Here is a 23,039-nt window from a genome sequence, read left to right as displayed (position 1 = left end):
GCGGGGCGGGCCGCCCGGCTCCCGCCCCGGTCGCGTCGGCGCCACCTCACCGCCACGGGATGTGACGCCACGGACTGCCCTCGCTCTCCGTCAGCAGACGGTGGGCGAGGACGTTCTGTTCGTAGAACGGCCCGTACTCCTCCTCGTCGAAGCGCAGCACCCGCCCCAGCGCGTACCCCGCCGAGTACTCCTCCCAGGAGCGGTGCGCCGATTTGCTCAGCGCCCCGGCGTACACGATCGCCTGCTCCGCTTCGGCCGGGCCGCAGAAGCGCGCCGACAGCCCCCAGCGCGCCAGGTTCACCGCCCGCCCGTAGTCGTAGGCGACCGTCGTGCGCACCCGGCCGTCCGGCGGCAGCAGCCCGTCCGCGCGGAACCGGGCCTCGTACCGCATGATCCGGCGCACCAGATCCTCGATGCCCTTGACCGTGCCCGCGTCGGCCCCGAGGTCCTGGGCGTGACCGGCGGCGGTCTCCCGCCACAGATCGGCCGAGGGCGGCTCGCCGAGCCCCGCCGCCAACTGCTCGCGGGCACGCAGCGCGAAGTCCGGCTCCGGCGGGCTGTTGCGGGCGTCCAGCAGCGCGTCCAGTTGGGCGCGCCACTCCTCGTGGCCGGTGATGCCCCAGGACTCGCGGAGCAGCTCGCGCTCCTTGACGTACTCCCGGTAGAGGGTGCCGACCTCGTTCCACGGCACGGCGTTGCCGATCGCGAGATGGACCCCGCAGGCCAGCCCGTACGCCAGCGGCCCGTGCAGCGCGCCGTGGCGCAGCGCGAGGAGCCGGTTGCCGGACGGGCGGTCGTTCTCCGCGTACGCGCGCTGCCACAGCGCCAGGTCCGGCGGGGCGGTGGGCAGCAGCAACTGGCCGGGCGTCCCCACGTTCACTCCCAGCAGCACCCGAGGATCGGACCAGCCGAACCGGGCGACCCACCGCAGCGAGACCCCGTGGAAGACCCAGTCCGGATGCCACGCGGGCAGCATTCCCCGGGTGAGGACCGGCCGGCAGACGAAGCCGGCCGGATCGTGGTGCGCGCGCCAGGTGACCGTCTCCGGATCAGCGTCCACCTCCGCGCGCGGGGCCGGGATGTACAGCTCGGCCCCGGCCAGCGCCGCCAGTTGGGCCCGTACGTCACCGCGCAGCGCCGCCTCGTGGAGGAGCTGCTCGGTCTCGGACGGCGGAATCCAGGGAGCCGGCGCCCAGGAGGCCGGTGCCCCGCCGGCCGACGGCGGGGCGGGCGGGTTCGGGTTCATGACCAGGTGATGTTCCGGTAGGGGCCGGCGGGGGCCTGGGTGAGGGCGCGGTGCTGGGCCAGCGACTGCCGGTACGTCAGTTCCTCGCCGGGTGTGCCGTCCTCGTCGTCGCCGTGCACCAAGCGGGCCAGCAGATAGCCGAGGGAGAAGTCCTCCCAGGAGGAGTAGGCGTCCCGGGCCAGTCCGGCGAGGCGCAGCACGTCCTGCTCGGCCTCCCGCGGTTCGGTGTACCGGGCGCCCAGCGCGAGCCGTACGACATTGACCGCCCGCCCCAGGTCGAAGGCCGCGAGCGTGTCGACCCGCCGGCCCGGGGCGAGGACCCCGTCGGCCCGGAACCACTCCTCGTACCGGATGAAACGGTGCAGCGCCCGGTGCGCCTCCGCCCGGTCCCCGGCGTCGCGCGCGGTGAACGCCCGGTCCACCGCCTCGGACCACTCCGCACGCGTTGGCGTGCGGCCCAGCCGGGCGGCCAGGGTGTGCCGGCCGCGCAGCACGGCCTCCTGCACCCGGCCCACCAGCCGGTTCTTCATCAGGGAGTCCAGCCGGTCGCGGTACTCCGCCCGGTGTTGGATACCCCAGGGGCTGCGCAGCCGGTCCCGGTCGCTCGCGTAGTCCTGGTAGGCCGCGCCCAGCCGGTTCCAGACCAGGCCGTTGTGGACCGAGAGGTGGGCCCCGAGGGCCAGCCCCCGGGCGAGCGGCCCGTGCAGGGGCCCGTCGGCATCGGTGAGCAGCCGCCCCTCGCACGCCCCGCCGGACCGGGCGTCGGCCGCCCGCCAGGCCCGCAGCCGCCGGGGCCCGGCGTCGACGAGAGCGGCGAACGGGGTGCCGTGGTTCACGGCGAGGCGGCGTGCGTCGTACGGCCAGATCCGGGCGAGTTCACCGAGGCCGACCGCGCGGAACACCCACTCCGGGTGCCAGGGCGGCAGCAGGCCCGGGGTCAGCACCGGCACGCAGATCCGCCGGCTCGCCCCGTCCCGGAACGTGGGCAGCGGGGCCGTCCAGTCCGGGATGTCCGCGTGCAGCCGGGGGACGAGCACGTACAGCCGGGTGCGCGCGAGCACGTCGAACACCGCTTCCGTGCCGCCGACCGCGAGCGCCGCCGACAGTTCGCGTTCGACCTCGGTGGGAGCGGCGTGCCCCCGCTGTCCGCCGGTCCCGCCCGGCCCCGCCCCGTTTCCCCCGGGACCTGTCCCGTTTCCCGCAGGCCCCGTCGTCGTCCCCGCTGTCATCCCCGTCGTCACGGGCCGATCCTACGGAACCGGCCGTGCGCCGGGGCCGGGAGGTCAGAGCCCGGCCGGGCGCACCAGCCCCGACTCGTACGCGAACACCGCCGCCTGCGTCCGGTCGCGGACGCCCAACTTGACCAGAATTCGGCCCACATGGGACTTCACCGTCTGCTCCGCCACGATGAGCTCCCGGGAGATCTCCGCGTTCGACAGGCCGCCCGCGATCAGCGTCAGCACCTCCGTCTCACGCTCCGTCAGCTCCCCGATCCGCGCCTGGAGCGGCGGGCGCGGGGCACCGGCCGTCCGGGAGAACTCCACGATCAGCCGCTTGGTGATGTTCGGGGAGAGCAGTGCGTCGCCGGCCGCCACGACCCGTACCGCGTGGGCGAGTTCTTCGGCCGACGCGTCCTTCAGGAGGAAGCCCGAGGCGCCCGCGCGCAGGGCCTCGTAGACGTACTCGTCGAGGTCGAAGGTGGTCAGTACGAGGACCTTCACCGCCGAGCCCTCGGGGGAGGTGATCCGGCGCGTCGCCTCGATGCCGCCCATCTCCGGCATCCGGATGTCCATCAGCACGACATCCGGGGCGAGTTCGGCGACCTTGGCGATCGCGTCGAGCCCGTTGACGGCCTGCCCGACGACCTCGATGCCCGGCTCGGCGTTCAACAGGACCGTGAAGCCCTGGCGGACCATCATCTGGTCGTCGGCGATCACGGCGCGGATGGGCGGTGTCATGGAACGTCCTCGGTAGGGGTGGGGGCGGCTGCGGTGACGCCGGCGGGCAGGATCGCGGTGACCTCCCAGCCGCCGTCGGGCGTCGGCCCGGTGGCGAGTTCGCCGCCGAGCATCGCGGTGCGTTCGCGCATCCCCAGCAGACCGTGGCGTACCCCGGGCGAGGGGGCGGCGGGCCGGTCCGGCGGGGAGTTGACGACTCGCACGGTCAGTCCGGGGGACCGGTGGGCGATCTCCACCCGGGCGCTCGCACCGGGCGCGTGGCGCATCACGTTGCTCAGCGCCTCCTGCACGATGCGGTACGCGGACAGTTCGACGCCGGGGGACAGCGGGCGGGGCCCGCCGGTGGTGGAGACGCTGACGGCGAGGCCGGTGGAGCGCACGGTGGCCACCAGTTCGTCGAGCCGGTCGAGACCGGGCTGCGGGGCATGACGCGCGCTCGGCGCGGGCGCGTCCTCCGAGCGGAGGACGCCCAGCACCCGGCGCAACTCGGCCAGGGCTTCGAGAGCGTTCTGGCGGATGCCGGTCAGATTCTCCCTCAGCTCATCGCTCGGGTGCTCCACCAGGTGCGGGGCGACCTGGGCCTGGATGGAGATCACCGACATGTGATGCGCGACCACGTCGTGCAGCTCGCGGGCGATCCGGTTGCGCTCCTCCAGAAGCGTGCGCCGGGCCCGTTCCTCCGCCGTCAGCTCGACCTGGACGACGAGGTCCTTACGGGCGAGACGCACGCTGCGGAGCGCGATCCCGAGCACCACAGCGGTGACGAACACGAGCGCCGGCACCAGGGGGGCGAGATGCGGCAGCCCAGGCGCGTACAGGGCCAGCGGCAGCGCCACCCCCGTCGTGATCCCCAGTGCGGCCACCGCGCGTCGGGGCCGGACCCGCAGCGCCAGCAGGAACAGGGCCCCGCCCTGCAGAGCCACTCCGGCGAACGGAGGGGGGTACAACAACTCCGGGCTCATGGGGAAGACCGCGGGAATCCACGGGGGGTACGAGCCCTCCGCGGGCGCGGTGGACTCGGTGACCACCACCGTCACCACCGACAGCGCGGTCGCCGACCACCAGGCGCCCACGGGCCGGATCATCCCGGCCACCAGCGCCGCCGACTGCGCGCCGGCCGCCAGCACCGCGAACAGGTAGACCGTGCCCCCGTGCGGCACGAGTTCGTTGGTACGGATCACCATGAGGCCGACCGCGGTGATCACCAGCAGCACCAGGAACACCGGCCGCCACACCGGCGAGCCCGGCTCCCCCATGCGCGGCACGCGGTCGGCGGGCGCGGCCCACAGCTCCTCGTACAGGGCGCGCGGCGCACGGCTCGCCGCCGCCCGCAGGCGCTCCGCCCTCGATGACGTCACCGTCCCCACCGCCCCCTCGGCTCCACTGCCGCTCAGACTAGGCACGACGCGTGTGCCCCCTCCGCCCGGGGGAGGACGTGCGTACGACGGCCGAACCGCCGCCGGTACGCCGCCCGCCCTGCTCGTAACCCCGAAACGCCGACCGGCACACCAGCAGGGCCAGGGCGAACACCGGCAGCCAGAGCAGCCGGGCCGCCACCCAGCCGGGACCGTCGGGCAGGGTGTGCAGCCCCGGCAACGGATCGGCCGACAGCACCGACGCACTCGCCGTGACGATGATCATCGCGGTCTGGTGCCACAGGAAGACGGTCATCGCCGACAGGTTCACCACCGCGACCACCGCCCACACCGCGGGCCTCCGCAGCACCCGGCGCAGCGGGCCGATCAGCAGCAGCGCCGCCCCGCACTGCGCCAGGCCGAACGCCACGGCGGCCAGGCTCGGCGGATCCAGATTGGACATCCGGCCGCCCGGAACTCCGACCATGGCCGCCGGGTACCCGGCCCACAGCACGAGAGCGACGGCCGCAGCGCCCCCGCCGAGCAGCAGCGCCCAACCGCCCGTCCGGCCGCACATGCCGCCCCGGGCCACCAGCGCCCCCAGGCAGTAGGGCACCAGCCAGCCCGCGACCACGTTGATCCACCCCAGCTCGGAGGGACCGCCGAGACCCAGGCGTACGAGGTCGACGTGCAGCACCACCACGACCGGCCACAACGGGTGCAGCCGGGCCACCAGCGGAGTCAGCGCGGTCAGCGCGGCGAAGACCAGCAAGAACCACAGCGGCGACCAGACCAGCTTGCCCAGCGCACGGACCGTCGGCTCGCCCACCCCGGCCGCCAGCATCACCCCCGCCGCGAGCGCCCACACCACCAGCACCGCCGCCACCGGCCGGAACAGGCGTGCCAGCCGACCGCCCACCCATGGCCCGTACGGCACGCCCCGCCGCCGGGCCGAGGCCCAACTCCCCGCCGCCACCTGCCCGCCGACCAGGAAGAACACCGCGAGGGTCTGGAACACCCAGGAGACCGGAGTGAGGTGCGGCAGGTAGGTCAGCGGGCTGGCCCCGCGCACCGTGCCGCTGTCGGTGACCAGTGCGGTCACCAGCCAGTGCCCGACCACCACGCCGAGGATCGCCAGGGCCCGCAGGGCGTCGACGGCCCGGTCCCGGCCGGGCGGGGTGGCGGCCTCGATCCGGGCGACCCGTCCACGCAGGACCTCAACCACGGGAGACCTCCGAAGAAGTGCGGCCGGACTCCGGGGCACGGCCGTCCGCCGACGGGGCGCGGCGGCCCTCCGGCGCACCGCCCGCCTCCGACGGTTGCGCGCCGGCCACGATCCGTGCCAGCCGCGTCAGGGAACGGGACCCGGGCAGCAGGTAGTCGCTGTGGCCGCCGTCGCCCGCGTCGAACACCTCGGCACCGAACCGGTCCGCCACCGGATCGGTCCCGAAACCGACGGTCGCGACGAACGGCACCCGCACCCGCACATGGGGCACCCGGGCGATCCAGTCCCCGCCGCTCCGGCCCGCCCACACCCGTGCCCCGGTGCGCAGCGAGGCGGCATCCGGGAATCCGACCCCGGGGCTGCCGTAGAGGACCAGGGCGTCGGCCGCCGTCCCCCGCGCGGACCGGGCGCAGACCACCGAACCGTAGGAGTGGCACAGCAGGCTGATCCGGGCGGCGGGCCGCACCGCGCGCAGCCCGTCCACCAGCGCGCGCAGGTCCGGCGCCGCCCCGTCGGCCCGCCCGGTGGTCAGAACGGCCGGGCCGACGGTGGCGGGCGAGCGGTAGCCGAGCCACGCGACCACCGCCGCGCCCTCGCCCAACTCCCGTCCCAGCGCCGCCGCACCGCGCCGCAGCCGCCCGTACGCGTCCAGACCCACGCCCGCACCGGGCACCAGCACCGCGATGTGCCGGGCCGTGGCCAGCTCCCCGACGACCTCCGTGCTCCGGCCGCCGCCCCGCCCGTCGAAGGCGAGGAACTGCCGGCCCGGCGCGGCCATCACCCGCAGCGAGGCCGCCCGCCTGCGGTCGCCGTGCTCCTCCGCCGCCCGTCCGGCCGCCCGGATGTCCTGCCGGCTCACCGCGTACCGCCGGGCGAGCTCCGCCGGACTCGCGTCCCGCAGCGGCCCGAGGACGGTCGGCGCTGGGGCGGGCACGGCGGCGGGGCGGGCCGCCCCGGACACCGGCACCGCCACCGCACAGGTGACGAGGGCGGCGAGCAGGGCCCGGCGCAGGCGGGGCCCGCGCGAGCCGGATCTGCGCCGACGGGGTCCGGACGGGCGGTCGGGCATGAGGCGGGGTCCTTCCGTACCGGGGGCAATTCGTGCTTCCGGTACAGAAGTTATGGACGAGCAGCCGTAGTCGGCGTCCCGCTGGAGAGCGCACCCGCGGGATGGCTCTCAGGTATGACAGCGCGGGGCCCGCGGGGCGCGTCCCGGCCGGTGCGGCCCGGCGTCGCGGTGACGGGCGGGGCGTGTACCGCGCGGGGGAGCACACCGCTCGGACCGGGTGCTTCGGTCTCACCCGAGGGGGAGGAGGCCGACCACCGGCCAGGGCCGCCATCCGGTCCGCACAGGGCCCCCAGGGCGTCCGCCACTCGGCGCCGCAGACCCGCGATCAGCCGGCGTGGTGGCCGTCAATGGCCTCGAAGCCGAGGAGATCCCAAGTCGTCGGCGATGACGTGGAAGGGCAAGCACGGGGCGAGCGGGGTCACGTACGGGTCGACGCCTGCCTCGCGTTGCCGCGTCTTCTCCGGCCCGCGCGCTGATTCGAACGTCCCCAGGTCACGAACCGTCCTCCGCCGACCGTGCCAGGTACGCGTGGTTGTCCGCGATGAGGCCGTCCAGCGCGTCCCTGGCGGCGGCGAGGCCGTCGATGGCCTCAGACAGCCGGGCCCGCTCGTGGCCCATGATCTCCAGAGCCTGCCGTGCCCGGTCCTCATTCGGCTCGGCCATGCAGGGCGCCATCTCGGCAATGGTGCCACTGGACATGCCCGCCGCCAGAAACGCCCGCACGAGGCGCACCCGCTGGACGTGCTCGTCCTCGTAGTGGCGCTGTCCGCTGGGCGAACGGGAGCTGACGAGCAGGCCCTGCTCCTCGTAGTAGCGCAGCGACCGACGGCTGGCTCCCGTCCGGGCGGACAGGTCACCGATCCGCATGCCGACCCCCCATGCTCCTGACCGACTTGCCCCTGACATTGATGTGAGCTTTTAGGTTAACTCCATGCTGAAGCTCATCTTCATGATCAACCGTATCGAGGGAATGTCGTACGAGCGTTTCGTCGAGCACCACCGGGACCGGCACGCGCCGCTGTTCACCTCCATCCCGGAGGCGGAAAGCTACGTGCGCAAGTACACCGTGTCCCACCCGGTCCCCGCCGAGAACTACCCGCCCCGGGCCTACGACGGCCTGACGGAAATCTGGTTCGAGGACTGGGAGGACCATGACGCCTTCTTCGCCTCCGAGAACTACCGGACGCTGGTCAACCCCGACGAAGCACGCTTCATCGACATGGGCTCAGTGGCCGTGATGGTCACCCAGGAGAGGAAGGTCATCTGACGGACCGGCTCGACTGACGGACGCCGGCTCAGCTCTTACGGCCGGGCCCCGCGTACACGTCGGCGTCAGCGGCGCCCGTCACATCGTCGACATGCCCGGGCCCGCGGCGCATCGGTCAACGACGCACCCGATCAGAAGCGCCCCAACGGCAAAGGGTGGGCCCGCTGCGGCGACCTCGACGGTGGCGATAGCTACCGGCCGGTGGAAGACCGAGTGGAACTGTGCCCGCAAGGCGCTTCAGGCGGCGGAGGGCGAGGCGGCCGGGCGTGAGGGCCGCAAACCCGCCGAGCTGCCGCACATGGTGACCCACGACCTGCGGCACTTCTACGCCTCCGCGCTCATCGCGGGCGGGGCGAGCGTCAAGCAGGTCCAGATGGTCCTCGGCCACGCGTCCGCCGTCATCACGCTGCGGATCTACGCGCACCTGTGGCCGGGCGAAGAAGACCGCACCCGGTCCGTGATGGACGCCGTTCTCGGCGGCCTGCGGACCGGGTGCGGACCGGTAGGCGACATGACCAGCGAAACCGCAGGTCAGACGGCCTAACCAGAGATCAAGCCTTCTTGGTCTCCCAGAAGATCCTGTCGACCTCGGCGATGAGGTCCAGGGCCTTCTGGCCCGTCTTCGGGTCGTTCGAGCCCTTGGCCGCGGAGAGCGCCTTCAGGGTGTCGTTGATGAGCTGGTGCAGCTCCGGGAACTTCTCGAAGTGCGGGGGCTTGAAGTAGTCGCTCCAGAGCACCGAGACATGGTGCTTCGCGAGCTCGGCGCGCTGTTCCTTGATCAGGACGGCGCGCGTGCGGAAGTCCGCGTCCTCGTTGGCCTGGTACTTCTCCTGGACGGCCTTGACCGACTCGGCCTCGATGCGGGCCTGGGCCGGGTCGTACACGCCGCAGGGCAGGTCGCAGTGGGCGCTGACCTTCACCTTGGGGGCAAACAGGCGGGAAAGCATGGAGCTGTCCTCCTCGTGATCGTCTTCTCAGGTGGGACATTACTCCGTGGAGCGCCGCTTTCCGCGGCTGCCCCAGGGGCTTAGGTCAAAAGTCCGGGGTGAGAATCGGGCCGTTGGCCGAATGTACGGAGCGGTACGCGGGGCGATGTGCACACGATGTGCTGGAGGAGGGCCGGGAGATGCCGGAGCGGCGACAGGTGTCCGGAGGCGCGCGGGTGACGCGGCGTCCGCTGCGAGTGGTGGAGGTGACGGGGCCCTCGATGGTGCCCACGCTCTACCAGGGGGACCTGCTGCTCGTGCAGTACGGGGCGCTCGTGCGCCCCGGTGACGTGGTGATCCTGCGGCACCCCTTCCAGCAGGACCTGCTGGTGGTCAAGCGCGCCACCGAGCGGCGGCCCGGCGGCTGGTGGGTGCGGGGCGACAACACCTTCGCGGGCGGGGACAGCACCGACTACGGGACCGTGCCGGAGGAGCTGGTGCTGGCCCGGGTGCGGGCCCGCTACCGGCCCCTGGCGAAGGGTCAGCGGTCGCTGTCGGCGGTGCTGGGCTGGGCGGTCTCCGCGCTGCGGCCGGTGCGTTCCGCCTCCTCGCGCTTGCGGGCCCGGTAGGCGGCGACGTTCGCGCGGGTCGCGCAGCGGTCCGAGCAGTAGCGCCTGGAGCGGTTGGTGGAGGTGTCCAGGTAGGCGTTGCGGCAGGGGAGTGCCTCGCACAGGCCGAGGCGGTCCACGCCGTGCTCGGTGAGGTGGAAGGCCAGCCCCATCGCCGCGATGGCGGCGTAGCCGGCGGTCGCGTTCGACGGGTGGTCGGCCAGGTGCATGTGCCAGTCCGGCCTGCCGTCCTCGTCGCGTACGTCGTGTCCCGAGATCTGCGGGCTCACCGGGAACTCCAGCAGCAGCGAGTTCAGCAGGTCGACCGCGAGCGTCTCGTCGTCGCCGTCCGCCGCCTCGAAGACCGCGCGCAGCCGCGCCCGCACGGAACGGAACCGGGTCACGTCCGCATCCGTCGTACGCCGCGCCGCCTGCTGATTGGCGCCGAACAGCTCCCGGACCGCCTCGACCGAGGTGAGTGCGTCCTTGTTGCGGGCCGGCTCCTCGGTGTTGACCAGGCGCACGGCGTAGTCCGAGTAATAGGCCAGTTCCACTTGTAGTCCTTACGGTGCGGGTCTAGAGTCAGGGGTGTCGGCCAGTGTAATGGTCGATTGGCAGTTATGGGCATTACGCGCACGCGGGTATTACGTGGAGGTTGACGTGACGGAGACGGCTACGGGCACCGACTGGCAGTCCTGGCAGGAGAGCTGGGACCGGCAGCAGGAGTGGTACATGCCCGACCGCGAGGAGCGGTTCCGGGTGATGCTGGACATGGTCGAGGCGGTCGTGGGACCGGAAGCGCGGGTGCTCGACCTCGCCTGCGGTACGGGAAGTATCACGGGCCGGCTCCTCGAGCGGTTCCCGAACGCGACGAGCACCGGCGTCGATCTGGACCCCGCGCTCCTGGCCATCGCCCGCGGCACCTTCGAGGGCGACGACCGGGTCGCCTTCGTCACCGCCGACCTCAAGGACCCCGACTGGACCGCCCGGCTGCCCCACGCCTCGTACGACGCCGTCCTCACCTCCACCGCCCTGCACTGGCTGCACCGTGACCCGCTCACCGCGCTCTACGGGCGGATCGGCGGCCTCGTCCGGGACGGCGGGGTGTTCATGAACGCCGACCGCATGATCGACACCGGCACGCCCCGGATCAACGCGGCCGAACGCGCCCACCGGCACGCCGCGATGGACCGGGCCAAGGCCGCCGGGGCGCTGGACTGGGCGGAGTGGTGGGCCGTCGCGGCGAAGGACCCGGTCCTGGCCGCACCCACCGCCGAGCGGTTCGCCCTCTTCGGCGAGCACGCGGACGGTGACATGCCCTCCGCCGACTGGCACGCGCGCACCCTGCTGGCCTCCGGCTTCGGTGAGGCCCGTGCCGTCTGGGCGTCCCCCTCGGACGCGCTCGTGCTCGCCGTGAAGTAGGCCCCTGGCGCAAGGCGGTGCGGAAACCGCCGTGCCGCCGGTCTCCCGTGGTCCCTGGTGCGGTCCCGGGGGCCTTCGGCGTCCTCCCGGACGGCCGCTCCCGCGACGGAGCTGTCGGGACGGACGGAGGCGCCGGGACGGACGGAGCCGTCGGGACGGACGGAGCCGTCGGGACGGACGGAGGCGCCGGCCCGCCGGCCATTCGGAGGTCCGGCCATCCGGGGTCCGGCCATCCGGAGGTCCGGGCGGAGGCGTGTCCGGCCCGCCGGCCGCCCGGAGGCCCGGCCGGTAAGCAGGAATGCGCCCCGGGCCGGCCGGCCCGGGGCGCATCGGCCGCCCTACAGCACCTTGGACAGGAACGACTTCGTCCGGTCGTGCTGGGGGTTGGTCAGCACGTCGCGCGGGTGGCCGGATTCGACCACCATGCCGTCGTCCATGAAGACCAGCGCGTCGCCCACCTCGCGGGCGAAGCCCATCTCGTGGGTGACGACGATCATCGTCATGCCGTCCTCGGCCAGCCCGCGCATGACGTCCAGGACATCGCCCACCAGCTCCGGGTCGAGCGCCGAGGTCGGCTCGTCGAAGAGCATCAGCTTGGGCTCCATGGCCAGCGCGCGGGCGATCGCCACCCGCTGCTGCTGCCCGCCGGAGAGCTGGGAGGGGTAGTTCCTCGCCTTGTCGGCGAGGCCCACCCGGTCCAGCAGTTTCTCGGCGCGGGCCCGGGCCACGGCCCTGGCCTCGCCCTTGACCTGGACCGGGGCCTCCATGACGTTCTCGATCGCCGTCATGTGCGGGAACAGGTTGAAGCGCTGGAAGACCATGCCGATGTCACGGCGCTGGAGGGCGACCTCGCTGTCCTTGAGTTCGTAGAGCTTGTCGCCCTTCTGCCGGTAGCCCACCAGCCCGCCGTCGACGGAGAGCCGGCCGGCGTTGATCTTCTCCAGGTGGTTGATGCACCGCAGGAAGGTCGACTTGCCGGACCCGGACGGACCGATCAGGCAGGACACCTCACGCGGGGCGACCTCCAGGTCGATGCCCTTGAGGATGTGCGCGGAGCCGAAGGACTTGTGGACGCCCTCGGCCTTCACCATGGGGGTCGTCATGCCATGCCTCCCTTGGGGCGGCCCAGGGACAGCACGGTGGCCCTGATCTTCTGGACCGGTGTCTGCGGCAGGCTCCGGCTGGAACCGCGTGCGTAGTGGCGCTCCAGGTAGTACTGGCCCACGCTCAGCACCGAGGTCATGATCAGGTACCAGGACGCGGCGAGGAAGTACATCTCCACGGGGGCGCCGGAGTTCTGCCCGATGTCCTGGGCGTACCGGAACAGTTCGGTGAACTGCACGGCGGCCACCAGCGAGGTCGTCTTGAGCATGTTGATGACCTCGTTGCCCGTCGGCGGCACGATGACGCGCATCGCCTGCGGGATGACCACCCGGCGCAGCGTCTTGCTGTGGCTCATGCCCAGCGCGTGCGACGCCTCGGTCTGGCCCTCGTCGACCGACAGCAGGCCGGCGCGGCAGATCTCCGCCATGTACGCGGCCTCGTTGAGGCCGAGCCCCAGGAGGGCGGTCAGCAGGGGGGTCATGAAGGACGACCACTCGTCCTTGTAGACCGGCCCGAGGTTGATGTACTCGAAGACCAGGCCCAGGTTGAACCAGACGAAGAGCTGGACCAGGACCGGGGTGCCCCGGAAGAACCAGATGTACGACCACGCGATCGACGCGGTCACCGGGTTCTTCGACAGGCGCATCACCGCGAGCAGGACGCCGCCGACGATGCCGATGGCCATCGACAGGACGGTCAGCAGCAGGGTCTGGCCCACGCCCCGGATGATCCGGTCGTCGAAGAAGTAGTCGGGTACGGCGCCCCAGTTGATCTGGCCCTGGGAGAACGCGTAGACGATGGACGCCAGCAGGCCGATGGCGATGACCGCCGACACGTAGCGCCCGTAGTGGCGGACCGGGATGGCCGTGATCGCCTCGGGTCCGGCCGCCGGCGCCGGTGGTGTGCCGGTCGGACCCGTCTTCTTGATGTCAGTCACAGGTGTTGCCTCTCACCGCCGTGATCCGTCACGATCCGCCGTTGATCCGGGCCTCGGTGACCGCGCCGTCCTTGACGCCCCACTTGGCGATGATCTTGTCGTACTCGCCGTTCTCGATGATGGCGTCGAGCGCCGCCTTCACCGCGTCCCGGAGCTCGGTGTTGCCCTTGGCGACGGCGATGCCGTACGGGGCCGCCTCGACCTGCTCGCCGACGATCTGGAAGTCCTTGCCGCCGCCCGAGGTCTTCACCGCGTACGCGGCCACCGGGAAGTCGGACGAACCGGCGTCGGCGCCCCCGGCGCGGAGCCGCGTCTGCGCCTCCAGGTCGTTGTCGAACTGCTCGATGGCGATCTTGCCCTTGCTGCCGCACTTCGCGCTCTCGGCCTTGGCGAGGTCGTGGGAGACCGTGCCGCGCTGGACGGCGATCTTCTTGCCGCAGAGGTCGGACCAGCCCTTGATGCCCTGGTCGTCGCCCTTCTTGGTGTAGATCGAGACGCCGGCGGTGAAGTAGTCGACGAAGTCGACGCCTTCGCCGACCTTCTTCCCGGTCTCGGAGTCGACGCCGTCCTGGCGGTCCTTGGTGTCGGTCATCGCCGACATGGCCAGGTCGTAACGCTTCGAGCGCAGGCCGGTGATGAGGGTGTCGAACGTTCCGTTCTGGAACTCGAAGGTGACGCCGAGCTGCTTGCCGAGGGCGGCGCCGAGGTCGGGGTCGATGCCGACGACCTTGCCGGAATCGTCCTTGAACTCCACCGGCGGGTACGCGATGTCCGAACCGACCCTGATGACGCCCTTGTCCTTGATGGCCGGGGGCAGCAGGTCGGCGAGCGGAGCGCTCTCCGACGCCTTCGGCGAGCCGGACTCCTTCGAGCCCTTGTCGGTCTGGTCGCCACAAGCGGTGAGCAGCAGGGAGCCGGCGACCGCGATGGCGCCGATCGCCGCAATCCGGGACTTCGCGGTCGTACGACGCGTGATGCTTGCGGTCATGTCGGGATCCTCCGGCAGGTGAGGGTGAGGTGCTGATGGGCGGCTTGGCACGCACCTTCGGGTGTCGCCACCTTGTGTGATGACGGCATCCTGCCATTCGGGCCGGCCCATTCAGGGGTCCGGCCATGTCAAAATCGGATAACGGGCGACCCCCGAACATCAACGGCCGGTACACCACGGCCGGATCATCTGTGGGGATTCATTCCCTCTGCCGGAGAATCTTCGGTACGTCTCGACCAGTGGACGGCATTTATGCCGGTTTGCCGACTTGTCCAGATATTCGACTATGAGTCACGTCACCGCATCGATATGGACTCGTCCGTAACATCGTTCGTCCGGTAAGAAAGACGTTTACACCCCTCATCCGGGGCTCAGGGCGCGTGTGCGGCGCGCCCGCGCGTATGTACCTCTTCCCTGCCAGGGCGGGCCAACCGCCCGGTGCGGGGCGCGTACGCGGTGCCCGCCCACCCCTCCTCAACCAGGAGTGGCCACCCTCTAACGATGAAGACTTAAGGGGTCAACACCATGGCAGCGGAGATCGTCAATCCTCGCAGCGACAGCACCAACGACAGCGGCATCCAGCGCACGAGCGCAGCGGACACCGGGGCCGACGAGCCCTTCGATCCGGCCTTCGCCCTCCACCGGGGCGGGAAGATGGCCGTGCAGGCCACCGTCCCGATCCGGGACAAGGACGACCTTTCCCTGGCGTACACGCCCGGCGTGGCGAAAGTGTGCAGCGCCATCGCCGACAACCCCGAACTCGTCCACGACTACACCTGGAAGTCGCAGGTCGTTGCCGTCGTGACCGACGGTACCGCCGTGCTCGGACTCGGCGACATCGGTCCCGAGGCGTCCCTCCCGGTCATGGAGGGCAAGGCCATTCTCTTCAAGCAGTTCGGCGGCGTCGACGCGGTGCCGATCGCGCTCGCGACCACCGACGCGGACGAGATCGTCGACACCGTCGTCCGGCTCGCCCCCTCGTTCGGCGGGGTGAACCTGGAGGACATCTCGGCGCCCCGGTGCTTCGAGATCGAGCGCAAGCTCCAGGAGCGCCTGGACATCCCGGTCTTCCACGACGACCAGCACGGCACGGCCGTCGTCACCCTCGCCGCCCTGCGCAACGCCGCGAAGCTCTCCGGGCGCACGCTCGGCGACCTGCGCGGCGTGATCTCCGGCGCGGGCGCGGCGGGCGTGGCCATCGCCAAGTTCCTGCTGGAGGCGGGGATCGGCGACATCGCGGTGGCCGACCGCAAGGGCATCGTCAGCCGCGACCGCGAGGACCTGACCGAGGTCAAGCGCGAGCTGGCCGAGCTCACCAACCGGGCCGGCCTCTCCGGTTCGCTGGAGACGGCACTGGCGGGCGCGGACGTCTTCATCGGCGTGTCCGGCGGTACGGTCCCGGAGGCGGCGGTGGCCTCGATGGCCCCCGGCGCCTACGTCTTCGCGATGGCCAACCCGAACCCGGAGGTCCACCCCGAGGTCGCGCACAAGTACGCGGCCGTCGTGGCGACCGGCCGTTCGGACTTCCCGAACCAGATCAACAACGTGCTGGCCTTCCCGGGCATCTTCGCCGGCGCGCTCCAGGTCCGGGCCTCCCGGATCACCGAGGGCATGAAGATCGCCGCCGCGAACGCGCTGGCGGATGTCGTGGGCGACGAGCTGGCGGCGGACTACGTGATCCCCTCGCCGTTCGACGAGCGGGTCGCTCCGGCGGTCACCGCGGCGGTGGCCGCGGCCGCCCGTGCGGAGGGCGTGGCGCGGCGCTGATGCCGCGTTGAGCGGTTGTGCGATGGGCGGGGGCCGGCCGTACGGTCCCCGCCCATCGCCGTTCCCGGAGCCCGGCCCCGCGCCGTCCGCCCCGCCGGCCGCTTGGCCGGCCCCTCCGGCGGCCGAGGCGGCCACTGACAGCCCCTCAGGGGCCGGGGGCCGCCCCCTGGAGGGGCTCGTCGGTTGGCGTGCGTCACACACGCGGGCGGTTACGTTCGCGCCCCGCCCCGCCTATCGTCGAGCCATGTTCGCCGCCTACGCAGCCCGCATCGATCCCGACCGGCCCCTCGACGGCTTGGAGCTGGGCGACCGCCCGGCCCCCGAGGCACGTCCCGGGTGGACCACGGTCACCGTCCGGGCCGCCTCCGTCAACCACCACGACCTCTGGTCCCTGCGGGGCGTGGGCCTTCCGCAGGACCGGCTGCCGATGATCCTCGGCTGCGACGCGGCCGGCGTCGACCAGGACGGCAACGAGGTCGTCCTGCACTCCGTCATCGGGCAGTCGGGCCATGGCGTCGGGCCGAAGGAGCCGCGCTCCATCCTCACCGAGCGCTACCAGGGCACCTTCGCCGAGCAGGTCACCGTCCCCACCTGGAACGTGCTGCCCAAGCCGAGGGAGCTCAGCTTCGAGGAGGCCGCCTGCCTGCCGACCGCCTGGCTCACCGCGTACCGGATGCTGTTCACCAACGCCGGGGTGCGGCCCGGCGACTCCGTGCTCGTCCAGGGCGCCGGCGGCGGGGTCGCCACCGCCGCGATCGCGCTCGGGAAGGCCGCCGGGCTCCGGGTCTTCGCCACGAGCCGGGACCGGGCCAAGCGCGAGCGGGCGGTCGCGCTCGGGGCACTGGAGGCGTACGAGCCCGGTACCCGGCTGCCGCAGCGGGTGGACGCCGTCATCGAGACCGTGGGGGCCGCCACCTGGTCCCACTCGGTGAAGTCGCTGCGCCCCGGCGGCACTCTCGTCATCTCCGGGGCCACCAGCGGCGACCGGCCCCAGCACGCCGAGCTGACCCGGATCTTCTTCCTGGAGCTCAAGGTGGTCGGCTCCACCATGGGGACCAAGGACGAGCTGGAGGACCTGCTCGCGTTCTGCGCGACCACCGGGGTGCGCCCGGTCATCGACGAGGTGCTGCCGCTGGACCGGGCCCGGGAGGCGATCGGGCGGGTGGAGTCGGGCGATCTCTTCGGGAAGATCGTGCTGAAGCCCACCGGCTGAAAGAGGCCGGTACCGAAGTCTTGATGGAGCGTCAGTTCTGCTGATGGGATCGACCCATGCGAATGGGCAGAGCACTCATGGCAGTTGTCGTCGCGTCCGTGCTCGCGGCGGGGGCCCTCGCCCCCGCCGCCTCGGCGCGCCCCGCCCCCGTATCCACCCCGGCCCCCGCCCCCGCGTCCGCCGGGCACGGCATCCCGCCGCTGACCGACGACCGGGGGCGCGCCCTCACCCTGCGCGGCTGGAACGTCGAGGACAAGGCGAACCGCGGCGAGGCCGCCCTCACCGCCATCACCGAACGGCACTTCCGCGACCTGCGCGCGGGCGGCTTCAACTTCGCCCGGCTCCTGGTCTTCTGGGACGACCTGGAGCCCACCCGCGGCCAGTACAGCGAGCGCTACCTCCGGCGGATCGAACGCATCCTGGACTGGGCGCGCACACACCGGATCCATGTCCTCATCGACGCCCACCAGGACGTCTTCGGTCCCGCGTTCGGGCACCGGGGCATCCCCGCCTGGGCCACCAGGACCGACGGACTGCCGTTCACCCCGCACCCGGACGACTGGTTCGCCGAGTACTTCGAACCGGCCGTCCAGCGTGCCTTCACCCACCTCTACGAGGACCCCGACCTCCAGCGCGCCCAGGCCGCCATGTGGCAGGTACTCGCCGGACGCTTCGGCGACCACCCGGCCGTCCTCGGCTATGACCTGATCAACGAGCCGATGGGGGAGCTGCGCGAGGGCGAGGACCTGCCGACCGCGGCCCGCCGGATCGAGGCCCGGCACCTCACCCCGATGTACAACCGGCTCGCCCGCGCCGTTCGGGCGAAGGACCGCGACACCTGGATCTTCGTCGAGCCGACCCCGATCGTCGGCGAGGGCGTCCCCACCGGTCTCGGCCGGATCGAGGACCGCCGGACCGTGTACGCCCCGCACTTCTACAACACCGCCATGGAGGCCGGCGCGGACTACGACCCCTCCGCCGGCTGGATCGAGGCGTACGAGGCCGCCGTCACCGCCTACCCGGCCCGGCACGGGATGCCGGTCGTCGTCGGCGAGTGGGGGCCGCTGAACAACGCCCTGCCGAACATGGGCCGCTTCTACCGCGAGGCCGTCGCCTCCCTGAACCGCTACAGCTCCGGCTGGGCGGGGTACGTCTGGTGCTACGGCGGCGGCTACTGCGCGGTCGACGAGCACGGCCGCTTCCGCACGAACAAGGAGCGGACGGCCACCCCGTACGCCCCGGCCGTCGCGGGAACCGTCGGCTCCCAGGCGTACGACGCGGACACCCGCTCCTACCGTCTCGCCTACCGCGCGGCCGCCCGCCCCGGAGTGACGGAGCTGTCCCTCCCGCCGGCCCCCCGGGGCTGGCGCGTCTCCGTCACCGGCCCGGCCCGCGTCCTCGGCAAGTCCTCGCGCGGGGGATGGCCGGCCGTTCTGGCGTGGCCCGGGGCGGAGGTGGTGGTGACCGTGCGCGAAGCTGGCCCGTATGGACGAACTGACCACCCCTGAAGGGTTTCTGCTGCGCCCCTGGGAGCCCGCCGACGCCTCGGCGGTGCTCCGCGCCTTCGCCCCGGCCGAGATGGACCGTCAGACGGACCGGCCCGTGTTCGACCGGCCCGGGGCGCTGGCCTGGATCGCGGACCGTACGCGCGAACGGGGAGCGCGCACCGGCTACTCCTGGGCCGTCGTGGGGGAGGAGGGCGAGGCCCTCGGCTGTGTCGACCTCGGCGCCGTCAACCGGGCCCATGACACCGGCTGGGTCTCCTACTGGACCACCGAGGAGGCGCGCGGCCGGGGGGTCGCCCCGGCCGGGGTGCGGGCACTGGCGCGGTGGGCCTTCGGTGAGCTGGGGCTGTACCGGCTGGAGCTGGGGCACCGCACCGACAACCCGGCCTCCTGCCGGGTCGCGGCCCGCTCCGGATTCGTGGCCGAGGGCATCGAGCGGGCCAGGCTGCGCTACGGCCGCACCCGGTACGACGTCGAGCGGCACGCGCGTCTGGCCGACGATGATGTCAACTTTGATTGACGGAAGGAGGGTGTCAATTCAAGTTGACGTCATGACCGAAGCGACGGATCCGGCCGAACGCGCAGGTGACCGCGACCCGCGCGTCGGGCTGCGGGCGGTGGCCGCGCTGCGCCGGCTGCTGGGAGGAGGGCGGCCGGGCCTCGTTCGCCGTCACCGCACTCGGCCTCCACGGCCATCGCGCCTCCCTGGACGCCGCCTTCGCCGAGGCCCCGCCGGCACGGCGGCCTGGCCGAGGCCGACACCGACGCCCTCGCCGGCATCGGCATCGGAGCGATCCTGTCCCGGGTCGAAGGGGCCCACGGTGAGGGAGCCCCGGCGACCGGCCGGACCGGCCGCCGGTGGTGGTCGGGGCACCGCCCCTTCACTCCGGGCGCGAAGACCGTACTGGAGAACTCGCTACGGGTCGCCCTGGGGCGCGGCGACCGCTTCATCGGCGCGGAGCACCTGCTCCCGGCCCTCACCGCGAAGCCCGGAGTCGTCGCGGACGTGCTCGCCGAGCACGGCGCCGCCTACGCGGCCGTGCGGCGCGCGCTGTACGGCCCCGAGGCCCACGGGAGTCAGGGACGCGCCGGGGCCGGGTGAGACGGGCGAACGGAATGGAGCCGGCGGTACGGAGGCGGTACGGAGACCGGGGCACGCGGAGCGGGGCGGGCGTCCGGCACCGGACACCCGCCCCGCCCGGCCCGAGCCGCGTCGGCTCAGACCTCCTTCCCGTCCTTCGCCGTCAGCAGCGCCTCGATCCGCGCCGTCGCCGCGCCCAGGTGGCGGCGGGCCTCCGCGAGCTGGGTCTCCGTCACCCCGTGATCGCGGGCCGCGTCCCGGACGCCGTCGCGGAAACGGTCCAGCAGGCGGTCCAGGTCGCGTACCGGATCGCCCGTGACCGGCGCGTCCCGGCCCCAGTCGGAGGCGTCGTCGGAAGCGGAGGCGGCCGGGGCGTCCGGTTCCGGCTTGCCGAACGGGGGCCAGGCGCCGGACCGCGCGAAGCCGCCGAGCTGGCCGGTGATCTCCGCGAGGCTCTCGCGAACACCGGAGGGCCAGTCGCCCCGCGCGAAGTGCTCCTGCACCTGGCGGGCGGCGGCCTGCATCTGCTCGCGCGCCTTCTCCTGGGCCTCCTTGGCCTGGCGGCGGGCCTGCTGGGCCTCCTCGCGGGCGCGCCGGGACTCGTCCTTCGCCCGGCGGGCCTGTTCCTTCCACTCCTGCCTGGCCCGGCGCAGCTCCTCCTTGGCCGCGCGCCAGGTCTCGCCGTCGCCGAAGTCACCCAGTCCGCCGAGGCCGCCCAGTCCGCCGAGGTCGCCGAAGGGGGAGGAGGGTTCGCCCTTCCCTCCGGCGCCCCCCGCTCCCGCCTTCGTGCCGGGTCCGGATTCCGAGGCCGCCGCCCGCATATCGCTGCGGAGCCGGCCCGCCGCGCCTCGGACGTCGTCGCGTATCTCGGCCGCCAGCTCGGAGACCGAGTCGCGGATCTCCAGCTCCAGGTCGGCCAGTTCGCCGCCGCGGCCCGCCAGCTCCTGGCGTCCCGTTTCGGTGATGGAGTAGACCTTGCGGCCGCCCTCGGTGGCGTGGGTGACCAGGCCCTCGGCCTCCAGTTTGGCCAGCCGCGGGTAGACCGTGCCGGCGGACGGGGCGTACAGCCCCTGGAAGCGCTCCTCCAGTAGACGGATGATCTCGTAGCCGTGGCGGGGGGCCTCGTCCAGGAGCTTGAGGAGGTACAGCCGCAGACGGCCGTGGGCGAATACGGGAGGCATGTCAGAGAACCTTTCCGGTCGGCTCGGCGGCGTACGCGTCGTCCTCGGCGGGCGGCCTGCGCAGAAGCGCGATCGAGCCGGACACGGTCGTCGCGCGCAGTGTCCCCGTCCCGGCGCCCAGCGTGCCGGTGATCTTCCTCGCCCCCCAGTGCCCGCCGACCCGCAGGTCCTCGAAGGCGTTGGAGACGGCTCCGGTGGCGGTGTTCGCCTCGACCCTGGCGTCGGCCGGGTGCGGCAGCCGGATCGCGATCTCGCCGGTCACCGTGGTCAGCCGGATGTCCGTGGGCCGCCCGGACGGGTCCATGTCCAGCACCATGTCGCCGCTGACCGACTCGGCCCGGACCGAGGCGCCCGCCCCGTCGACCACCGTCAGGTCGCCGGACACGGAGTGGAACCCCAGGTCACCCGTGACGCCCTGCGCTTCCAGGCTGCCCGACACGGATTCCCCGCGCACCGCGCCGGTCAGCCCGACGAGCGTCGAGTCACCGGTGATGCCGCGGACCTCGGTGCGGCCGCTGACGCCGGAGACGACGGCCCCGGCGCCGATCACGCCGACCTCGACCGAGGAGGCGGCCGGCACGACGAGCGAGACCACGGCGCTGCGGCGGCGGCCCTGCGGGTCGAACCAGCGCAGGAAGTCCTGCCAGGGGAGGTCCTCGTAGGCCACGGTGAGCCGGCCGTCCTCCTGGGTCACGATCAGCGGCGGCCCCTCGATCGCGGAGACCTCCAGCCGGGCTTCCGGCCCATCGGCCCCGACCACGCTGACCGCGCCGTCGACGACGCGCACGTGGAGCGCCGTCACCGGATCGTCGAGGACGAGCTTCCGCGGCTCGGCGATGGTCCATGTCGACACAGGCATGGATGTGACCTCCCGGAGCGTGGCGACGCAACATATCGCGTCTTGTGAGCAACACGATATATCGCGGATGACGGAAGTCAAGGGCGGCCGAAAGGGGTCAGGGCAAGGGGTGGCAAACGCGTGCGACATCAACAAAACGGGGCATATTGCCCTAGCGTGTGAGCCATGAACGCGACATCCACCGGGGCCCTCCTGCTGTGCCGGGCCGATCCCGAGACCGTACGGCCGCTCGCCCACCTGCTGCGCGAGCAGATGCTGCTGGCCCGCGCGGGGGAGGAGTGGAGCGTGCTCGTCCCCGAGGGGAAGCCCTGGCAGAAGGGGGCAGGGGAGCAGGACGCCGAACCGGTGGACCGTGTCCTCGGCGGCTGGGCCGCGGCGCTCGCCGTCGGCTCCACCTGGCCGGTGCTCGCGCTGTGGTGGGACGCCGACCGGGCCGGATACACCCTGGCCGCCGGATTCCGCCGGCCGGTGGGCTACATCTGGCTGACCGACGGCACCCCGGTCGGCGAGGACGAGGCCATGCGGACCTTCGCGGTCCGGCTCGGCCTCGATCCGGTGCTGGACGCGCAGGCGCTGGAGGAGCTGACCCGCCCCGACCCCGAGGCCACGGCGGGGGCCCGGCTGCGCGGACTGCTCGCCGTCCTCACCGGCACCGGGTTGACCCTGCCCGCCGGACTCTCACCCGGCGAGAGCGCCGACCGGCTGCGCAGCGTCGCGGCGGTGCAGCGCGGGGTGGAGCGCGTCGAGTGGGCCGGCTGGCGTGACGCCGTACGCGTCGAACTGGACGCCGTCGAGAACAGCCCGGTCGGCCCGTGGGTACGCGGCCCGCGCGCACGGGCCGTCGTCGCCGTCCAGCTCGCGGCCGGGCTCCCGCTCCTGCTGTGGGGCGCCGGCCGCCGCAGCGGCGGCTGGGCGGCGGCCGGGGCGGTGCTGCTGGCACAGGGCGCGCTCGGACTCGCGTACGAACGGGCCAGGGCGAACGCGGACGCCAGCTGACACACCGGCGGACGTGTGCGGGCGTCCGTACGGCTCTTCGACGGTCAGACCGGGCGGGCGGCCCCCGCCTCCCACGCGCGCGGGTCTCCGCTGACGCGCCCGGCCGCCCGCTGACGCGCTAGGGCTACGCGTCCTCGTCGTCCTCGTCGTCCAGCCGCGCCAGCCAGGTCGCGAGGCGCTCCACGGGCACCTCGAAATCGGGGTTGAGGTCGACGAACGTCCGCAGCTGCTCGGCGAGCCACTCGAAGGTGACCTCCTCCTCGCCGCGCCGCTTCTCCAGTTCCTCGATGCCACGGTCCGTGAAGTACATGCGCCCAGGATATCGATGCCCG

General features: G+C 72.8%; 24 protein-coding genes and 2 pseudogenes. 10 read left to right on the top strand and 16 right to left on the bottom strand.

Annotated features, from left to right (window positions below):
• Positions 1-46: 46 nt before the first annotated feature.
• The 7 genes from ACIQMU_RS02220 to ACIQMU_RS02190 all read right to left on the bottom strand — a co-directional run bounded on the left by ACIQMU_RS02220 (position 47) and on the right by ACIQMU_RS02190 (position 7,720).
• The gene (locus ACIQMU_RS02220) at positions 47-1,246 is read right to left on the bottom strand and encodes a DUF1266 domain-containing protein (protein ID WP_352238157.1); all 1,200 of its coding nucleotides are present in this window, start codon (positions 1,244-1,246) and stop codon (positions 47-49) included.
• A complete protein-coding gene (locus ACIQMU_RS02215) occupies positions 1,243-2,475 on the bottom strand; it encodes a DUF1266 domain-containing protein (protein WP_402688239.1) in 1,233 nt (410 codons plus the stop codon). The genes ACIQMU_RS02220 and ACIQMU_RS02215 overlap by 4 nt, the downstream gene beginning before the upstream one ends.
• Positions 2,476-2,529: 54 nt before the next feature.
• On the bottom strand, positions 2,530-3,204 hold the full coding sequence (locus tag ACIQMU_RS02210; protein WP_352238159.1) for a response regulator transcription factor: 675 nt from the start codon (positions 3,202-3,204) through the stop codon (positions 2,530-2,532).
• Positions 3,201-4,571 carry a sensor histidine kinase gene (locus tag ACIQMU_RS02205; protein ID WP_352238552.1) on the bottom strand — a complete coding sequence of 457 codons (1,371 nt, stop codon included), beginning with the start codon at positions 4,569-4,571 and terminating at the stop codon, positions 3,201-3,203. Before ACIQMU_RS02205 ends, ACIQMU_RS02210 begins: the two co-directional genes overlap by 4 nt.
• Positions 4,572-4,599: 28 nt before the next feature.
• A complete protein-coding gene (locus ACIQMU_RS02200; RefSeq protein WP_352238553.1) occupies positions 4,600-5,772 on the bottom strand; it encodes an acyltransferase in 1,173 nt (390 codons plus the stop codon).
• Positions 5,773-5,776: 4 nt separating this feature from the next.
• A complete protein-coding gene (locus ACIQMU_RS02195; protein ID WP_402688064.1) occupies positions 5,777-6,853 on the bottom strand; it encodes an alpha/beta hydrolase in 1,077 nt (358 codons plus the stop codon).
• Positions 6,854-7,345: 492 nt separating this feature from the next.
• Entirely contained in the window at positions 7,346-7,720 is a 375-nt protein-coding gene (locus tag ACIQMU_RS02190; protein ID WP_352238161.1) for a MerR family transcriptional regulator, read from the bottom strand.
• 64 nt (positions 7,721-7,784) lie between these two features.
• Between ACIQMU_RS02190 and ACIQMU_RS02185 the strand changes: the two genes are divergently transcribed.
• Together ACIQMU_RS02185 and ACIQMU_RS02180 are read left to right on the top strand one after the other, a co-directional pair.
• On the top strand, positions 7,785-8,120 hold the full coding sequence (locus ACIQMU_RS02185; protein ID WP_352238162.1) for an EthD domain-containing protein: 336 nt from the start codon (positions 7,785-7,787) through the stop codon (positions 8,118-8,120).
• A gap of 199 nt (positions 8,121-8,319) precedes the next feature.
• Positions 8,320-8,664, top strand: a pseudogene (locus ACIQMU_RS02180) (tyrosine-type recombinase/integrase); the annotation flags it as partial.
• Between the two features lie 7 nt (positions 8,665-8,671).
• On the opposite strand, the gene sodN reads toward ACIQMU_RS02180, so the two are convergent.
• The gene (gene sodN, locus ACIQMU_RS02175) at positions 8,672-9,067 is read right to left on the bottom strand and encodes a superoxide dismutase, Ni (protein ID WP_096626899.1); all 396 of its coding nucleotides are present in this window, start codon (positions 9,065-9,067) and stop codon (positions 8,672-8,674) included.
• 179 nt (positions 9,068-9,246) lie between these two features.
• Between sodN and sodX the strand changes: the two genes are divergently transcribed.
• A complete protein-coding gene (gene sodX / locus ACIQMU_RS02170) occupies positions 9,247-9,675 on the top strand; it encodes a nickel-type superoxide dismutase maturation protease (protein WP_352238163.1) in 429 nt (142 codons plus the stop codon).
• Here the strand turns inward: sodX and ACIQMU_RS02165 are convergent.
• Complete coding sequence (locus tag ACIQMU_RS02165) at positions 9,588-10,208, bottom strand: CGNR zinc finger domain-containing protein (protein WP_352238164.1); 621 nt, start codon at positions 10,206-10,208, stop codon at positions 9,588-9,590. The genes sodX and ACIQMU_RS02165 overlap by 88 nt on opposite strands.
• Positions 10,209-10,314: 106 nt before the next feature.
• Between ACIQMU_RS02165 and ACIQMU_RS02160 the strand changes: the two genes are divergently transcribed.
• Positions 10,315-11,076 (top strand): class I SAM-dependent methyltransferase, encoded by a 762-nt coding sequence (locus ACIQMU_RS02160; protein ID WP_352238165.1) that lies wholly within the window; start codon positions 10,315-10,317, stop codon positions 11,074-11,076.
• Positions 11,077-11,414: 338 nt separating this feature from the next.
• On the opposite strand, the gene ACIQMU_RS02155 is transcribed toward ACIQMU_RS02160, so the two are convergent.
• From ACIQMU_RS02155 to ACIQMU_RS02145, 3 genes are read right to left on the bottom strand one after another with little or no spacing between them, the layout of a single operon-like run.
• Positions 11,415-12,179, bottom strand: a complete 765-nt coding sequence (locus tag ACIQMU_RS02155) for an amino acid ABC transporter ATP-binding protein (protein WP_352238166.1) — start codon at positions 12,177-12,179, stop codon at positions 11,415-11,417.
• The gene (locus ACIQMU_RS02150) at positions 12,176-13,117 is read right to left on the bottom strand and encodes an amino acid ABC transporter permease (RefSeq protein ID WP_352238167.1); all 942 of its coding nucleotides are present in this window, start codon (positions 13,115-13,117) and stop codon (positions 12,176-12,178) included. The genes ACIQMU_RS02155 and ACIQMU_RS02150 overlap by 4 nt, the downstream gene beginning before the upstream one ends.
• Positions 13,118-13,145: 28 nt before the next feature.
• Positions 13,146-14,105, bottom strand: a complete 960-nt coding sequence (locus ACIQMU_RS02145; RefSeq protein WP_352238168.1) for an ABC transporter substrate-binding protein — start codon at positions 14,103-14,105, stop codon at positions 13,146-13,148.
• 525 nt (positions 14,106-14,630) lie between these two features.
• On the opposite strand from ACIQMU_RS02145, the gene ACIQMU_RS02140 reads away from it, so the two are divergent.
• The 4 genes from ACIQMU_RS02140 (at position 14,631) to ACIQMU_RS02125 (ending at position 19,110) form a co-directional block, all read left to right on the top strand.
• On the top strand, positions 14,631-15,872 hold the full coding sequence (locus ACIQMU_RS02140) for an NADP-dependent malic enzyme (RefSeq protein ID WP_352238169.1): 1,242 nt from the start codon (positions 14,631-14,633) through the stop codon (positions 15,870-15,872).
• A gap of 244 nt (positions 15,873-16,116) precedes the next feature.
• The gene (locus ACIQMU_RS02135; protein ID WP_352238170.1) at positions 16,117-17,085 is read left to right on the top strand and encodes a zinc-binding dehydrogenase; all 969 of its coding nucleotides are present in this window, start codon (positions 16,117-16,119) and stop codon (positions 17,083-17,085) included.
• A gap of 77 nt (positions 17,086-17,162) precedes the next feature.
• Complete coding sequence (locus tag ACIQMU_RS02130) at positions 17,163-18,593, top strand: cellulase family glycosylhydrolase (RefSeq protein ID WP_352238171.1); 1,431 nt, start codon at positions 17,163-17,165, stop codon at positions 18,591-18,593.
• Positions 18,571-19,110, top strand: coding sequence for a GNAT family N-acetyltransferase (locus ACIQMU_RS02125; RefSeq protein WP_402688063.1), 540 nt, complete (start codon positions 18,571-18,573; stop codon positions 19,108-19,110). The genes ACIQMU_RS02130 and ACIQMU_RS02125 overlap by 23 nt, the downstream gene beginning before the upstream one ends.
• Positions 19,111-19,123: 13 nt before the next feature.
• Here the strand turns inward: ACIQMU_RS02125 and ACIQMU_RS02120 are convergent, their stop codons facing one another.
• A complete protein-coding gene (locus ACIQMU_RS02120) occupies positions 19,124-19,264 on the bottom strand; it encodes a hypothetical protein (protein WP_352238577.1) in 141 nt (46 codons plus the stop codon).
• Between ACIQMU_RS02120 and ACIQMU_RS02115 the strand changes: the two are divergent.
• Positions 19,233-19,692 (top strand): annotated as a pseudogene (locus ACIQMU_RS02115) (Clp protease N-terminal domain-containing protein); the annotation flags it as partial. The gene ACIQMU_RS02120 and the pseudogene ACIQMU_RS02115 sit on opposite strands and share 32 nt — an antisense overlap.
• A gap of 116 nt (positions 19,693-19,808) precedes the next feature.
• On the opposite strand, the gene ACIQMU_RS02110 reads toward ACIQMU_RS02115, so the two are convergent.
• Positions 19,809-20,852, bottom strand: coding sequence for a helix-turn-helix transcriptional regulator (locus ACIQMU_RS02110; protein ID WP_352238172.1), 1,044 nt, complete (start codon positions 20,850-20,852; stop codon positions 19,809-19,811).
• Position 20,853: 1 nt separating this feature from the next.
• Positions 20,854-21,711, bottom strand: a complete 858-nt coding sequence (locus ACIQMU_RS02105; RefSeq protein WP_402688062.1) for a DUF4097 family beta strand repeat-containing protein — start codon at positions 21,709-21,711, stop codon at positions 20,854-20,856.
• 165 nt (positions 21,712-21,876) lie between these two features.
• On the opposite strand from ACIQMU_RS02105, the gene ACIQMU_RS02100 reads away from it, so the two are divergent.
• Entirely contained in the window at positions 21,877-22,707 is an 831-nt protein-coding gene (locus ACIQMU_RS02100; RefSeq protein WP_402688061.1) for a hypothetical protein, read from the top strand.
• A gap of 124 nt (positions 22,708-22,831) precedes the next feature.
• On the opposite strand, the gene ACIQMU_RS02095 is transcribed toward ACIQMU_RS02100, so the two are convergent.
• Positions 22,832-23,017 (bottom strand): DUF6104 family protein, encoded by a 186-nt coding sequence (locus tag ACIQMU_RS02095; protein WP_003966321.1) that lies wholly within the window; start codon positions 23,015-23,017, stop codon positions 22,832-22,834.
• Between the last annotated feature and the right edge of the window lie 22 nt (positions 23,018-23,039).

The organism is Streptomyces sp. NPDC091649 (genome assembly GCF_044756785.1).
In the GTDB taxonomy this organism is placed as follows: domain Bacteria; phylum Actinomycetota; class Actinomycetes; order Streptomycetales; family Streptomycetaceae; genus Streptomyces.
Note: the sequence above shows the minus strand (reverse complement) of the source record. Positions and strands in the feature narration are given on the sequence as shown.